Source organism: Flavobacterium sp. HNIBRBA15423, from assembly GCF_052655965.1.
In genome coordinates, this window is the sequence record NZ_CP199751.1 from 468276 (window position 1) to 484745 (window position 16470).

The 16470-nt window shown below is 31.6% G+C and carries 11 protein-coding genes; 8 read left to right on the top strand and 3 right to left on the bottom strand.

The genetic code is table 11. The features are described 5' to 3' along the window. Window positions 1-21 precede the first annotated feature (21 nt). Genes ACULEV_RS01970 through ACULEV_RS01980 form a run of 3 tightly spaced genes read right to left on the bottom strand, consistent with a single transcriptional unit; the run spans window position 22 to window position 8366 of the window. Window positions 22-3483, bottom strand: coding sequence for a DUF6443 domain-containing protein (locus ACULEV_RS01970; RefSeq protein ID WP_445457009.1), 3462 nt, complete (start codon window positions 3481-3483; stop codon window positions 22-24). A gap of 6 nt (window positions 3484-3489) precedes the next feature. Further along, the gene (locus ACULEV_RS01975; RefSeq protein WP_445457010.1) at window positions 3490-6732 is read right to left on the bottom strand and encodes a hypothetical protein; all 3243 of its coding nucleotides are present in this window, start codon (window positions 6730-6732) and stop codon (window positions 3490-3492) included. Between the two features lie 11 nt (window positions 6733-6743). Further along, window positions 6744-8366, bottom strand: coding sequence for a T9SS type A sorting domain-containing protein (locus ACULEV_RS01980; protein ID WP_445457011.1), 1623 nt, complete (start codon window positions 8364-8366; stop codon window positions 6744-6746). A gap of 727 nt (window positions 8367-9093) precedes the next feature. On the opposite strand from ACULEV_RS01980, the gene ACULEV_RS01985 reads away from it, so the two are divergent. The 8 genes from ACULEV_RS01985 (at window position 9094) to ACULEV_RS02020 (ending at window position 16395) form a co-directional block, all read left to right on the top strand. Beyond that, window positions 9094-9534 (top strand): hypothetical protein, encoded by a 441-nt coding sequence (locus ACULEV_RS01985; RefSeq protein ID WP_445457012.1) that lies wholly within the window; start codon window positions 9094-9096, stop codon window positions 9532-9534. A 127-nt stretch (window positions 9535-9661) separates the two neighbouring features. Continuing rightward, complete coding sequence (locus ACULEV_RS01990; protein WP_445457013.1) at window positions 9662-10105, top strand: hypothetical protein; 444 nt, start codon at window positions 9662-9664, stop codon at window positions 10103-10105. A gap of 132 nt (window positions 10106-10237) precedes the next feature. Next, window positions 10238-11092: a hypothetical protein gene (locus ACULEV_RS01995; protein WP_445457014.1), complete on the top strand. Its 855-nt coding sequence runs from the start codon at window positions 10238-10240 to the stop codon at window positions 11090-11092. 423 nt (window positions 11093-11515) lie between these two features. Further along, on the top strand, window positions 11516-12001 hold the full coding sequence (locus ACULEV_RS02000) for a T9SS type A sorting domain-containing protein (RefSeq protein ID WP_445457015.1): 486 nt from the start codon (window positions 11516-11518) through the stop codon (window positions 11999-12001). A 5-nt stretch (window positions 12002-12006) separates the two neighbouring features. Next, window positions 12007-13200 carry a hypothetical protein gene (locus ACULEV_RS02005; RefSeq protein WP_445457016.1) on the top strand — a complete coding sequence of 398 codons (1194 nt, stop codon included), beginning with the start codon at window positions 12007-12009 and terminating at the stop codon, window positions 13198-13200. A 106-nt stretch (window positions 13201-13306) separates the two neighbouring features. Beyond that, window positions 13307-13813 carry a hypothetical protein gene (locus ACULEV_RS02010; RefSeq protein ID WP_445457017.1) on the top strand — a complete coding sequence of 169 codons (507 nt, stop codon included), beginning with the start codon at window positions 13307-13309 and terminating at the stop codon, window positions 13811-13813. 97 nt (window positions 13814-13910) lie between these two features. After that, window positions 13911-15656 (top strand): ATP-binding protein, encoded by a 1746-nt coding sequence (locus ACULEV_RS02015; RefSeq protein WP_445457018.1) that lies wholly within the window; start codon window positions 13911-13913, stop codon window positions 15654-15656. Then, a complete protein-coding gene (locus ACULEV_RS02020) occupies window positions 15649-16395 on the top strand; it encodes a LytR/AlgR family response regulator transcription factor (RefSeq protein WP_445457019.1) in 747 nt (248 codons plus the stop codon). Before ACULEV_RS02015 ends, ACULEV_RS02020 begins: the two co-directional genes overlap by 8 nt. The last annotated feature ends 75 nt before the right edge of the window (window positions 16396-16470 follow it).

The following is a 16470-nucleotide window of genomic DNA, read 5'->3' on the forward strand; positions in this document are numbered from 1 at the left end:
CTTACTTTTAGATTTTATAAGCTATTGTTTTATAACTTTAGCTCCATTAACTACTCCTGGCACTAGAAATTCTCCTTCTTTCATTTTATCGGGAGAAGGTACTATTTCATAAACTTTAAATCGTTTCATTAAAATTACACCATTAGAAACCATTGCTTTAGATGCATGTGTTTTAGCGACTGCGATATTAACACTCCAACTTGTAAAAATACTTTCATTATCACCCCAGTTATGTAAAAAAGGATCATCATGACCTCCAATAGGAGTTGCAATACCGTTTAATGCATTTGCATAATCTGGATGACCAAAATAAACACCTCTAAAAAGTGTTATAGATGGAACTCCATCATCTGTCTCAATATAGTCATCAGTTAACGCATCGTCAATTGAATCATATAAATATCTAGCACCTAATCCAATTGATAATCCTGTTGCAATTGCAGCTGCATATGGATTTACATATATAGATGGTGTAGCAGAAGTTTGTGTTCCTCCTAGTACAAGAGCAGAAGCTGCTAAATTAGCATTTGCTTTTTTAGGTTTTGAACTAACTGTTATTTGAGGGCCACTACTCCAACCTCCATAAAGATCATCATAGACATATGTACCTCCATCTGACCCAATCCATTCTGTTCCATTTGAATGACTACCTCCTGGGCAATCGGGACATGCTACTGAAAAACCACCATTACCATTATTATTCCAAGTTGTTGTACCACTTCCTGAGCTATTCCAAATGTCTTGCATCCAACTAGGCATTTCAGAATCACCACCACTAGGATCAGCCCAATATACGGGATTGTTATCAAATGCATTATACGGAGACATTCTAAAATGCACTACAGGATCTTGCGCTACCCAACGAGCTATTGCTGGATCGTAGTCTCTAAAATCCATGTCATACATGTTAAGTCCAAGCTCCGTTTGTAATTCTTTCCCATTGTACTTCATCTGGTACGCATTAGAAGAAATATGGCTTTCATGTTTCAACCCAAAAGGATAATATTCATTTTCCTCAACTATTTCGTCAATGTCTATGGTGCCATTGTTGTCCATATCGGTATAGCTTAATCTGATATTTCCTAAATGGTCTGTGTAATTAAAGACATATTTGTAACTGTTAGCTTCCTTTTTTACATAGCCTTCTGCTTGTGGAAAAAACTGTAGCACATTGTTTTTATACTGAAATCCTCCAGCTAAATAATGAGTTTTTGCTAAGACACTGTTTTCTGTCACTATTTTTATTACTTTTTGACCTGTTGCATTGTAAATGTAGGAAATTTTATCAGTACCTGCAAAAGTAATTTCTGTAGGTAAATTTAAATGGTTATAAACGATTTTTCTAATTCCCTTATTGTTATCAATGGTCATATTTCCGTTGGCATCATAAACATAATCATTACCTGTATTGCTTCCGTTTTTAAACCCTTGTGGTGAAGTCGAGGCATCCGCTACCTTCACTAATAAATTTTTATTATTGGTATCATAAGTATAGGCTAAATCATCAATGGGATTTGGAAGTCCTGCATTGATGCCTCCATTTCTATTTAATGTTTGAATATTGCCGTTTTTATCATAAGACAAGGTTTCATTATAAGCGTTTATGTCATTTATGGAAAGTTCTGGTTTTAAATATACCGCTTCGGTTAACCTATTTAAATTGTCATACTCATAGTTGTATTTTTTAAGCGAACCGTATTTAGTTTTCCAATAGGTAGCCGAGATATTTCCATTATAAAGTGCCTCTGGCTGAAGATCATTCGTTCCTAGCGATTGATAATCATCATAATTAATTTTAAACGAAAACAAATCATTTCCTATGTTTCCAACATCGTTTATGTTTTTTAACCAACCTCTTATGTTGTAATTGTAATCTACAGTTTGTAAACCAGAAGCTCCTATTGCATCTTGACCTCCTACGTTTTTACTTATTAATTGTCCTAGTTCGTCATAAGTATTTTTGGCAATTAATTGTTCGCTTCCACTGCCAATTTGTTGTTTGTGCAGGCTTAAACGGTCTTGGTCGGTGTATTCAAAGATATCGGTTATGGTAACTACTGTACCGTTAGTATCGTACTTATGAGTTGTAACCGTATATTCTGTTTTACCAGCCCAGTCTAGTTTGCTGTCTACTTGGGTAAAGCCTCCTAAATGGTTGCTAGTATAACTTCGAATGGGTCTGTATCTTTCATCATAAATGGTATATGATAATTCAGAAGCGTTTGGATTGTTTATATCTAATACTTTTGTCCATGTTCCAGTTGGTAATCCTTTTAGACTGGTTGTTGTATTTTGTCCTTCAATTTGTGCTGGAACTTGTGGAGCATTTGGATAAGTATAATTATCATAATAGTTTTTGGTCAGAATATCATTGGCACTTAAAACAAATGGATTGCTTCCAGCAGTAACGCTGTTTTGATTAGTTGTTCTGGTTGTTGCTGTTACTGTCATTTGTTTCCATCCGGTTTGGGTTACTCTTCCAAAGACGTCATATTCGGTTATCATCCAGCCTATATCACTTCCTCCATAAGGAGAAAAAGCTGGTCCTGTGGCTACTGGTCTATCTAGTTTGTCATAAATGATAAATTCCCATTGTTTGCCTGGTAGTTTCTTTTCTACTAAGCGACTTCTGTAATCATATTTGTATTGGTAACCTAAATTATCAAGAGTAGTTTGTGTTCCAATTCCTTCTGCTGCTGGTGGTAAAACGTAGGTTAGATTTCCAAATTGGTCATAGACATAATAGGTGTCGTGTTTATCACCATTGTTGTAGGTTCTTTTTAAAACGACTTGTCCTTCTTTGTCTTTGAATTCTTCGGTGGTGTTGTTTACTCCTGAGGTCCAGTTTTCGTCTTTGGTAATGGTTTTGTATAATTGGGTTTCCGCATAAGTCCCTAAATCATTAATAACCGAATTGTAAATTTTATTATTTGCATTTCCATCCCATGAAGCTGTTGCTGTAAAAAGTTTTACTGCATCGCTAGTTTCATTAAATTGGTAGTCGAACTTTATTTCTTTTCCACTTCCCATTGCCCATGCATCTCCTGGTGCTGCTTGCTTGAATACTCGGTTTAGTGGTGAGGCTTCTAGTTCTTTTTCACTATAAGGATGGGTTGTACCTCCGTTATAGGAACTGTAAAAACTAGTTAAATCGGTAACTACTGTCGCAGGATTGGTATAATCTAAGGAAGGAGTTTGATTCACATAAGGTAAGTACTCTTTGGTTTGTCTGCCAAAGGTATCATATTCAATATGCGTTACAATGTCTTTCCCTGAATTGGATTGTTTGTGTGCTACTTGTTGGATGGGACGTCCTAGTCCATCAAAGTAGGTGATTTGTACATTGGCAACCGTCACATCTGGGTTAGTAATAGGTGTAGTAGTTGGTTGTTTATAAATTGTGGTTTGCACCCAGTTTTGATCTAAACTTTGTCCTAAAGCAAGAACTGGTATAAGTGTTAGTATGTATAATATTTTCTTCATCTTGCCTTAGTTTTTATAATGATAGTTGTTCTCACTCAAAATATTCCCATCTTGGTCTTTTACAAATTCCAAACGATTGAACAAATCGTAATGATAGGTTATTTTGTTTCCTTTTGGGTCGGTAATGGTGCTGATTCCTACTAATGGTTTGTAGGTATAAGTGGTTACCATTGCGTTTGGTAAGGCGGTTCTTAAATTATTTAAAGCAGTTATCAAGCTAGCTTCATCGGTTCCATTGGAAAGGGTTTGTAGATTTGCTTCATATTGCTGTACCTCTGCATAAGTGGCATTTTCTATTTTGGCAATAGGTTGGGTTTTATTGTATCCCCAAATATAAGTGATAGGAATGCCTGATTCTTGTTGTACTTCTAGTGGGTTACCATTGGAATTATCCAGTACATTATACTTCACTCGTGTTTCTAATGCATTGTTTCCTTTTGCCGTTTTTATAATTTCTGGAGCCAATAAACCGTTAGTCCAATCCCTATAAACAGTCTCTACTTCTGATAATTTTTCCGTTCCATTATAAGATTCAACCACCAAAGGAATACCTACCATATTACTGCTTATTAAAGGGTTTACTACAGGTTTGGTACTCATTTGTGAATCTTGTGGGTAGAAATATTTGGTTTCTAAAGTTTCTCCTAGAGAATTTGTTGAAGTCTCAGATGTTTTTTGATAATGCAAATTGCTATCATAATTATAAGTAGCTTTTGAATAAACTGATCCTGATGGAACATAATTAAATTCTTCAGTTTCGGAAAGATTAAACCTTCCTCCAATAAAATAAGTAGTTCGATAACAATTTGGAGAAGTAATTTTACAAGGAGCTGTTAAACCATTCCAATAGCCTCCAAATTTATAAGATGGAACAATATATCTATGTGGAGAAACAAAATAATCTGGATAAACTCCACTTGGTGGTAAATCGGGATCCAATGGTGCATTACTAACACAATCAGGGTCTGGACCTGCTGCACAATCGTATTTATAAAAAGCATATTTATTAATTGTTTTTTTTACTAAACTATAAGTACCATTGGTATATTTATAATATTTTACTTCTCTAGGTAATCCTCTTCCCCATTCATAGTCTATGGGTAAATGATATGGAAATTTATAATATTCTCCTCCGTTTTCATAATTAGTAAAGGTATTTACTATTTTTCCATTGTTTCCATTTCCTTTTTGAATTTCTGTAACCATCGAATAGCCTAAATTGTTACCTGCAAATTCAGATATAGGACCTGTAGCTCCAGAAACTTGGCGTCCTACAAAGTTAGCTGTTCCTACGGTGGTGATTATGTCATAAAAAGCAGGTAGTGAAAATGTTCTCCCACTACACAATCCGTTTTCATCTGTGTATAAAAACTCTTTTTCAAGTAGCACACCATTTATGTCTCCTTTTGTAATCTTTTTAATTCTTTTACCTGCTACTAGTAATTCTTGATCGTCAGGTATTTCTTGTTCTTCCCAATTTCCATTTATGGCAAATTCTTCATCTTCTATAAATTCATTTGGATGATGTGTTCCTCTTGGAGTAACTTTAATCTTATAGATTCCGGGATATAAAACCAAACCATTATTTGCTCCTAAAACTAGTTGATAGATTATTCCTCCGTTTTCAGTAGTAATATATATACTATACTTACATCCAGGTTGATCAGGACCATTCATTTGGCAATTGGTGTAATCAAATAACACATTAAAATCCAATGCTGTTCTTTTGTACTTAACTTCAAACGTTTTATAATAACTATTAGTAGCCGAATCGTATTGATTATAATCCTTAAGCAACCCAACTGTTTTTGTAGTTGTAGGGTTGTTAAAAGGAATCAGCATATTTTTAAAATAAGTGGGCGGAATCACTTTATTATGTTCATATTCAAATGCTGTATATCCTCCAGTAGGATGATTTATTTTTTTCAACATGCCTGCTTCCGATTGCACTATGTCTACTGTTCTATCGGTATTAAAGAAAACATTTAAAAAATGGTTTGGTTTTCCATTATAATATCCCCAATTGTCTTTTGCATTGGAAAACCGGTTGGGTAAAACAATAGGGTTGTATTCAAAGGAAGTGGTCAGCTCTGAATTATCAATTAAATTAATTTGATCAATAGAGGACAAGAACAATCTTTTTTTAGATAGATTAGCTTGTGGTTCAATCTTTAAAAAATCATATACGGTTTGTAAATTATCATCTGTACTGGTTGTGTAATAATGGTTTAATTTAAACTTTTTTATAATACTGTCAAGATTATCTTGAATCTCTATATTATCTAAATATTTTCCCCCAAACAAATCTAATCTGTCTTCTTGTGAGGCATTAAAAATAACTTTTCCTTCCTTAAAACTAATCTCTTTAATTTGTTTTTGATAGCTAGTATTTTTTACGTAGCTCATGTATTTCGTATTCCCTTGATTGTTAATTTCTGAAACTTCATAATGAACTATATCATCTAATTCGTAACCAAAATAGACATTATTATTTGCGATAGTTTCAATTCTAGTTAAATGCCAAGTGGTAGGAAAACTGTAAGGTGAACTTCCTAAATCTTCTTGTCCAGTAGAATTATTGGTGTATTTATAACTATGAGTAGTACTGTAATCATGATGGTCATTTTGTCCAAAATAATATTTAGTCCCATCGGGTGTGGTTATAATGAAACTGTCAAAATGCCCAGTATTTCCATTAAATCTTTCGATTTTAATATCCGAAAAGCTTTGTAAAACAGGTTCTCCTGTGGTGTGGTCAAATACAAATTTTCCAGAATAGCCCATAAAATTAAACAGAAACAAATCGGGGTAATAGTCTAATTGATTATTTGTATCGTCTGTATGTAGGGACTGTCTTTTAATAGAATTTGTAGTGAAATCTTGAATATAATCTTCATGAATATACCCATTATTAGATTCATCTGCCATGCCTCTAATTTGTCGGGTAATAGCTCCACCTGCATTTAAGGTCCATCCTAGTCCAACTCGAGATGCAATTTCTGAAACCTGAATTCCTTTAGCATGATAGGATAAAGAAATAGGTACTTGAATTCCTGTTGAATTAATGGTATATATCGGAATGTTTATATTTGGTGTTCCATTATACAATGAAACGGGCATGTCTACAAATTTAGCTATCTGACTTGCTTCTGGTGTAGGCGGCACTACTTGTGGTAACTCTTGTCCAAAAACCGAAAAACTACATAAAAGGAGTAGTCCAATTGTTTTAATCTTGTTTATATATTTCATGATGTTCTATCTTATTTTTTAATCACTTTTACACTTCCTGTTTCAGTATTGGTTTTTATCTCGATTAGATAAATGCCTTGTGGTAGGCGGCTTACTTCCATAGGAATGGTGTGTTCTCCTTTTAAGGTTTGGGTTTGTAGGCTTCTTCCGTTTAAATCATACAGGGTTGCCGTGCCATTTTGGTAGTCAAAATTTACAATGACATTGGTAAAACTAATGGCAGGATTGGGCATGGCTTCTACTGTGATTTTTAGCTTTTCTTCTTTTTCTTTGTCACGTAGTTTTACTACCCAAAAATCGGTACCTCCTTTTGTGGAATTCTTGTCTCTTGAGGCGTTTCCGTTTGAAGTTCCTGCTAATAAGTATCCGCCATCTCTGGTTTCTAGTAATTTTTTTAGTACTTCATCGCCTTTACTGCCTACGCTTTGCGTCCAGATTTCTTCTCCTTTAGCATTGATTTTTAAAGCAATGTAGTCGTTAATACCTTCTTTATCTGATTGCAAACTTTTCACTTTTGACTTTTGACTTTTCACTTGTGCCTCACTCTGTGCATAACCACCTATTAAATAACTACCATCAGGGTTTTCTACTATCGAAGTTAAGACGTCAATCTTACCATAATTATAGGTTTCTTGCCAATCGATGTTTCCGTTTTTATCGAGTTTTAGTACCCAAAAATCAGTGCCTTCTTTGTTGGATTTTGATTTGGAATTCGTAGCTCCTGAATTGGAATTTCCGCCCACTATAAAGCCACCGTCTTTCGTTTGAGAAAGCGCAAATAAGTTGTCATCCTTATCACCACCTAATGTGCGTTGCCATTCAATAACACCCTCTTCGTTTAGTTTTACAATCCAGTAATCGCCTAATCCGTAGTTGGCTTCTGTTTTGTCTCCTGAAATAGGAGAATTGGAATACCCTCCTAAGATATACCCACCATCTGTAGTTTGATGGATGCTTTTTAATTCGTCTTGGTATTGACCTCCAATGGTTTTTTGCCATTGCATCGTGCCATCTGACTTTAATTTTACTACCCAATAATCTAAGTTTCCTCTGGAATCTTCATTTTTGGAGTATTTGTCTTTTTCAATATCTTCTGAAGCATCTGAACTAGAAGTGCCTCCTAAAATATAGCCACCATCTTTTGTTGGTGCTATGCTTAGTAGTTTTTCCATGCTACTGCCTCCTATGGTTTTTTGCCAGATTTCTTGTCCTTTTGCGTTGAGTTTAATCACCCAGAAGTCTTCTTGTCCTTTGGAGTCTTCTTTTTTGTCGATTCCTTTGTCTGAAGTGGAAGTGCCTCCTAGGATAAAACCACCATCTTGAGTAATGGCAATGCTTTGTAGTAAATCTACTTTATTGCCTCCAAAGCTTTTTTGCCAATCGAGATTGCCTTTTTCGTCCATTTTCCAAAGCCAATAATCTAGGTCTCCTTTGTTGTTGTCTTCTTTATTACCGTTTTTTCCTGAAATCGAACTTCCTGCTAGAATAAATCCATAGTCTGGTGTGGCAATGGCATCGTATAAAAATTCGGCATGTTTACCTCCGTAGGATTTCTCCCAAAGGATGTCTTGGGAATAGGCTAAACTGGTCGCAAATAGGAATGCAACCAAACATAAGTGGGTGTTTTTTATCATAAGAATAGCATATAATTTTTACTCGAGAACAAAACTAGGTCATTCTTCCTATACCAGTCAATACGTATTTATACGTATTTTTGCCCTTTTTTACTACGTATTTTTACGTAGTTTGCCTCTTTTTATACTATTAGAGGGTAAAAAACACGAAAAGGTTGGTTAAAAGACTTTTATTTTTTTCTGCAGCAAAAATATGTAGGTTAGGTAGTTAAAAATAGTTTTATTTTGACTTTAACTTTTGAGGTAGAAAAACTGTAATTTTTGTTAAGGTTTTTGAAGGTGGTTTTTAATGAAAAATAATGGGGGTTTACTTCATCCTTACTTGCTTATTACTCCCAATCAAAGGTTAATCAAAGGTTAGGATACTGGGAGCAAATAGTATGAAAACAAAATTGAACATTCATTTTTATAAAGTTATTTAACTTTAAATTCTCATCTATTCGTATAAAATTCACTTTACTGATTTTAAAACTAATTTTCACCATTTTTTGTACTAATTAATCGCATAAAAAAATAGGAAGAAAATATACCTTTTTTAACAAAAACTGCCTTTTTGTAAGAATAAGTACGTATTTCTACGTAGGAAAAAGCCCAAAAATACGTATAAATACGTATTGACTGGTTCTATTAAATTTCTTATTTTTAAAGAAGATATTTTTTTTAAGTATTTTATATACAAGAAATTAACTTGTTTAAAAAAAACAATAAATCATTAATTTAAAGAGGTATGAAGAATATTACTCGTTTTATGTTGCTTTTTCTACTGCTAATTTCTTGTGCCACTAAGAAAGAAAAATTGACCTTTTCAAAATTTATAATCAGTAACGCTAGAGGATTGACAGAGATAAAAGTGGAAGATAATGGTTCTATTTTTATAAGCGATAATTTAATTGGAATCATAGATAAAGAAGGAACAATAATAACAAAAAACGGCACCGTCTTAGCAGAAGTAATAGAGGATAATCAAATTATTGATGGAGAAGGAAATACCGTAATTAAAATTGATAAAGAAGGTACGGTAGATAAAGGTTCTGGAGAAATAATACAATGGTCAGAAAGTGGAGAATTAATGAAAGGGGATGAGACAACAGGATTAAGAATCTTTCCAGCAGACAAAAATTCCTTTCAAACAGCCTCCATATTGTTGTTTTTACATTTGAGTATTTAATGAAAGTAATTTAAGAAATGCTTTTGTAGTTGTATTTCAAAATACACTTTTTGAATAAGGATAGCATAGAAATGAAATTTTATTTCAGAAAAGAGCTAAGACAATATAATAACTAAAATAAAGTAAAATGAGAAAGATTAAATGTTTATTAGTAGTATTTATAACTGTGTTAGCTTGTGAAGCAGAACCTGAAAAATTAGACTTTTCTAAATTTAAAATTACCGATGCTAACGGTCAATCTATAATTAAAATTGATGAAAAAGGAACTATAACTAAAAATGGTGATAAAGTAGGTTGTGTGGAAAAAAACGGAATAATTTCTGATAAAAAAGGAAGAACAATTTTAAAATTAGGAGAAGATGAGACGCTATTTCTTGACAATGAAGGAAAAGCAGTAATTAGAGTTTATAAAAATGGAGAATTTACAAGCTCCTCTGGAGAATTAATACAATGGTCTGATGCAGGAGAGCTAATCAAAGGAGAAGAAAACACAGGAATTACAATTTATCCAATAGAAAAAAGGTTCTTGCAAATAGCTTCTATATTATTGTACCTATATTATGTAATCTAAATAAATGTTTCAATCATATTTTGTTGTAAATCAATTTTTTAAAAAAGCTGTTTTTGAGAATGATGTTATAAAAGTTTTTTTATAAAAAACGATTTTGTATTTTAGCAATCCCAAATCTAACAAAATACACCTATGAAAAAACGATTACTTACCCTATTAGGGTTTGTGCTAGCATTATTTACACAAGCCCAAGAAACAGAAGTATCAGTAAAGTTAAAACAAATTAAAAGTACAGAAACTAATACTAGTACTGGAGAAGTTATTACTAAAACATATTCTTTTCAAAATGGTAAATTAGCTACCATTAAAACTTCAGATATCATTCAATCTTTTTTTTATAATAAAGAAGGAAATTTAGATAGAACCGTTCGTGAAAACGAAATGAGTGATTGGAAAGAAGTGGCTTCTTATTTCTATGATGAGAGAAGTAATTTGATAAAATATATTAATGAATATGTAGATGGAGGTAAAAGTGTTACCAAAACAATTACTTACAATTATGAGGGAAGCAAAATTAGAGCCATAACTAAAAAAAGTAATAGTACACTTAAATTTGTGCAATGGATAGATTATACTTTGGAAAACGGTAGAATTATTAATGAATCAGAGCGAGATATTAATCAAAAAGTCATTAGTAATAAAAGAATAGATTATATTGAAGGAGATTTAATTGCTTACAAAGGAGTATTTGGAGATAAATCGACAGATAATTACGATTACGACGATAAAGAATCTGCTATGAGATTAGTAGTAAAAAATGTTTTTGGTAAGAATTATAAAACAATTGTTACTTTGATAGCACCACATGAAAAAGAATTTCCATTAGAAAGCATTTCTTATCATAATTTTTTAAAATTTACATCAACAACACCTTCCAAAAAAGAATATAAATATGTGTACACCTATAATGATTTAAATTATCCTAAGACACATATAGAACATACAGGAAAATTAAAAACAATTGTTGATTATGAGTATGAATACTAATATAAACCTCATTTAATATAGAAAACCGTGATTTACTGAATTACGGTTTTTTTATTGCGTTTAAGTAAGAGGTATGTTTTATAATGAGTAAGTAAAAAGCAATTTTTGAGTTTTTTCTCAATTCGATTTTATAAGTTATTTAAAAGATGTTTTCATAGTTATTATGAAAACATTTTTTTTATGATTTTAATGGTTTATCTCGTTCCAAAAAAAGACAGTCTTATGCCATTTTCTATTTTTCATTTTCATTTCTAGAATACATTTGAATAGAATTAATTACTGCTAGAATCAAGATTAATTCGATTTGTTTTTTTAATAAGATTAGTTTCATTTGTAAGACTTAGCTTTTACTAAGGGGTAAGCCTTTTGAAACTTTTCTTTTTTTAAATACAAATGTATGTTTAATCAATAAAAAGTAAAATTATGAAAAACAAAAAGACAAAGTATTATGTAGCAATGCTATTTGGCTTGGGTATTTTTGGAATGAAAGCTCAAAATGGTACCGTCAGTTCAGGAGGAGATGCTTCTGCTACGCAAGGTAGTGTAGCCTACACAATTGGTCAGCCATTTTACACCACTAGTACGGGTACAAATGGTTCAGTAGCACAAGGTGTGCAGCAACCTTTCGAAATTCAAGAGGTATTAGGTACCGAATTATTTTCAATTAAATTAAAAATGTTGGCATACCCAAATCCAACAACCGATGTGTTAAATTTATCTATTGAAGAAAGCGAATTTTCAGGCATGTCCTATCAACTTATTGATTTCAACGGACGATTAATCAAAAGTAGTACAATTTCCAATCAAAGTACAGCCATTCCTATGACTGAATATCAAAAAGCCATTTACATTCTTAATGTAACTCAAAACAATACCATCATCAAAACATTTAAAATCATTAAAAAATAATTCTCATGAAAAAAATATTTACTTTAATTACATTTCTATTTATTTGCACCATTGCTTTGGCACAAGTTCCACAAAAAATGAGTTACCAAGCAGTCATAAGAGACGCTAGTGGAAATTTAGTTGTTTCTACATCAATTGGAATGGAAATATCAATTTTACAAGGTTCTGCATCAGGAACAGCAGTGTATGTTGAAACACAAACACCAACAACAAACGCTAACGGATTGGTTAGTATTGAAATTGGGTCTGGATCAGTAGTTTCTGGTAATCTTTCAACTATAAATTGGTCTACAGGAGACTATTATATCAAGTCAGAAACAGATATTACTGGTGGTACATCTTATACAATTTCAGGTACAAGCCAATTGTTAAGTGTACCTTATGCAATGTATGCAGGAAGTGCTGCTGGAGGACTAAATGATGGTTCAGCTGCTGGTGTTACACCATTTTGGAATGGAACAACTTGGGTTACAAATAACACCAATTTTTATAATAATGGTACAAGTATAGGACTTCATACAACTTCACCAACTGCTCAATTACAGTTAGCAGACATTTATACCGCTGGAGGAAAAAACCTTCAAATAGGTGATGATACTTATTTAAGTGATGTTGATGTGCCAAATGTTTTAGGAGTTTATGGTGTTCAAAATTCAGATCGTGCAGCTTTAAAATTGGGAAGTACAGGTCCAGAAGTTTGGGGGTTAAATAATAATATTGGTATTGGTAACAATAACCCAACTGCAAAACTAGATGTAGCAGGTACTATAAAAATTACTGATGGAACACAAGGTGATGGAAAAGTATTAACTTCTGATGCTAATGGATTAGCTACTTGGACTACACCAGTAAATGCGGGTGCTCCATATTATAGCTTTGCTACAACAGCTTTTGGTCAACAAATGGGTTTTCCAGTAGGTAATACATCTGCTATGTTAATGGTTTCTTTAAAAGAAAATTGTATTGGTGCTAAAGGTGCAGTAGCAACGATTTATTTAGATTGTACTACTAATGATGTATTTGTTTTAAACTCAAGTACAAATGCAAGTTTAACTACTTCGGGTAATGTTATGCAGTTAAACAATGGATGCGTACCTATGACATTTACATTTACTGTTTCAGCAGGAGTGGTTACCATAAATGTAGGTGGTGATCCAGGAGGAATAATCACTTCTAAATGGCTTGTTTTAGGAGTGTAAAATACATTTGGAAAGAGTTGAGAATTAAAAAACTTCCCTAATCTTTTTAACAGCAAGATGTATTTGCTTACATTTAAAAACAATTTAAGAATTAAAAAATAGTATTATGAATGCAACTAACCAACAAGACGGTTCTTGTGAAAAAACAGTAAAACCTGCGGGTATTGAAATAAAAGAAGTTAAGGTAAATAACTTAGGTTTTCAAATAAGTTTCCCTAATCCTAGACATAACAAACCTTTACCTACTATTGCAGAAGTAGCAATAAATGACAATAATGAAATGGAGATTAGTATTGTAGTTTTTGTTAGTAAAAACACAGATATAAGTTCAGATGATTTATGTGTTATTCAAGATTTTAGTTATACTAACGATAAAATGCCTTATGCTAATTTTTATGTATGTTATGATATAGCACCTGAACCGTGTTCGGCTTTTAATGTTTTTCAATTAACTTTCAATGCAATTAATTCTCCTGAAGGATATACTCCAAATGGAACTTTACCAGTTATGCCAGATCCGAATATTTTAGACTTAAAAGAGATTGTTTCTTTTTTATGGGACGAAGACCCTGTGGGTTCTAGAGGAACGGTTACAACTGTGAAATCTGCCTAAAAGAAATAGAAAAATTCAAGATAAAAAAGAACAGAGAACAATAATCTCTGTTTTTTTTTATCTTGAATTTAAACTACATTGCGAATAAATTTCGCTTATGAAGTATTCATTTAAATTACTATTATTGTTTAGTTTTCTAGCTAATTTTTTATTTGTTTTCTCTCAAAATATAGAGAATACAACTATTTTTGAAGAAGAAATTAAAAATAGGAGTAGTCAATTTATGGATGAGCCTAATTTTAAAAAGGCACAGCTATTTTTTTTAGAGAAAAATTGGGATTCTACTTTAGTATATACAATGAGGCAGTTAAGTTTGCCTAATCAAAATCAAGAAATTAAAAATTACTGTCATTTATTTAGAGGATTTAGTTTAAAAGAGAAAAAGATATTTAATCAGAGTCAAAAAGAACTATCTAAAATTTCTAAAGAATTTATTTTTTATTATAAAGTAAGAATTAAATTAGGAGAAATTACTTTAGAACAAAAAGAATTTAAACAGGCAATTCATTATTTTAAAGAAATTGAAGAGTTAAATGATAATCAGCTTTTAGGAATAAAAAAGAGTTTTGTAAAACATAATTTGGGATTGTGTTATTTGCACTTAGAAGAATTTGATAAAGCAGAATTTTACTTACTAGAAAGTGTAAAACTTCAAGAAGAGCAAAAAGATACTTTAGATTTAATAGGCTCTTATGGAGACATAGCTACTTTGTACTATGAGCAATACAAAGATGATTTGGCCATTCCTTACTTTGAGAAAGCTTATGATTTATCTAAAAAAATAAATAATCACCAATTAAAACAAAATACAGCACTCAATATGGCTGTAGTAGAAGAAAATCGCAAAAATTTTCCAAAAGCATTAGTATATAGAAAAGAATTTGAGCAATGGAAAGACTCTTTGAACGATCAAAATAAAGTATGGGAAGTTGCCCAATTAGAAAAACAATTTGCAGTTAAAGAAAAACAAAAAGAAGTAAGTCTTTTACAAGCAGAAAATAAAATTAAAATAGCAGAGAGAAATGGTTTGTTCTATTCTGCTATTGTTTTGCTTTTATTACTTGGAACAGCAATTTATTTTTATAGAGAAAAAATTAAAACAAATAAAATAATCTTAGCTCAGAAGGAATCGCTTGATGAGTTAAATGCTACAAAAGATAAGTTGTTTTCCATTGTAAGTCATGATTTGCGTTCTTCGGTAAATGCTATGAAAACGAGTAATGCTAAGTTGTTAGAAAATCTTGAAACTAAAAACCTAGAAGAACTAGACGCTCTTCTGCATCAAAATAGTGCTATTGCAAACGGTACTTATAATCTATTAGACAATTTATTACATTGGGCATTATTACAAACCAAACAGTCCTATTTTGAAATAGTTTCTATGCGTTTGTATTTTATTGTTGAACAAATGGCTTATAATTATCAACCTTTAATGCTAGAAAAAAAGATTCAGTTTGAAAATACAGTGTCTAAGAAAGACATCATCTTTGCCGATCAGGAATCACTTAAAATAATACTCAGAAACTTTTTAGATAATGCAATTAAATTTTCCAAAGAAAACGGCATTATAAAAATCTATTCAGAGAATAATGATGAAAACTATTGCGATTTAATTATTGAAGATAACGGTTTAGGCATGAGTGAAAACACACGTGAGAATCTTTTAAAAGAGACTACTTTATTGTCTAAAAAAGAAAACGAGAAAACAATAGGCACAGGATTAGGAATGCAACTTTGTAAATCAATGATACAGAAAAACAATGGAAAATTAGATATAAAAAGCAAGTTAGGGAAAGGAACAAAAATCATCGTATCTTTGTCTAAAAAGGAACCAAATGGATAATATCAATGTGTTAATACTTGAAGATTCTCCTTCAGAAAGTGATGCTTTAATAAAAGTATTAGAAGCAAATAATTACAATATAGTTGGTTTAGCAACAAATCATAAAGATGCTCTCACATTATTTTATAATAATAAAGTAGATATTGTAATAATTGATATTTTCTTAAACGGTTCTCCAGATGGTATTGCTTTTGCAGAAACTATTAATGTTGTGCCTAACGCTTCAAAACCATTTGTTTTTCTTACAAGTTCTACAGACAGACAAATATTTGAACGGGCAAAACTGACTAAACCATTTAGTTATTTAATGAAACCTTTTAATGAACTTGAACTTTTGTATGCTTTAGAACTGGCTGTTGAAAAATTCTATGCACAGAACGATGTTTTTCTTAGCGATGAAGAAAACACCGTCATTAGTGAAGAATATCTATTCATAAAAAAAGGAAAATCACTAAAAAAAGTACTCATTGCAGATATAATTTATATTGAAGTTGAAGAAAAATATTGTAACATCATTACAGAAAAAGAAAAGTTTGTTATTCTAATTTCACTAACTAAAATTTTGGAATTATTTGATGAAACCATTTTTTCTAGAACACATAGAAATTACATTGTGAATACTAAAAAAATAACAGAAATTGTTCCTAGCGATAATCTTATTATTTTAATTGGAGGTCACAAAATAACATTGAGTGAAAAATATAAGGATATCATAAAAAAAGTACGAACATTAAAATAATTGCCAATTCCTTTTTTACTTAAATCTCATTTTATTTAGTTAGTATTAATAGCTATAAAATGGTATTCCTATTTC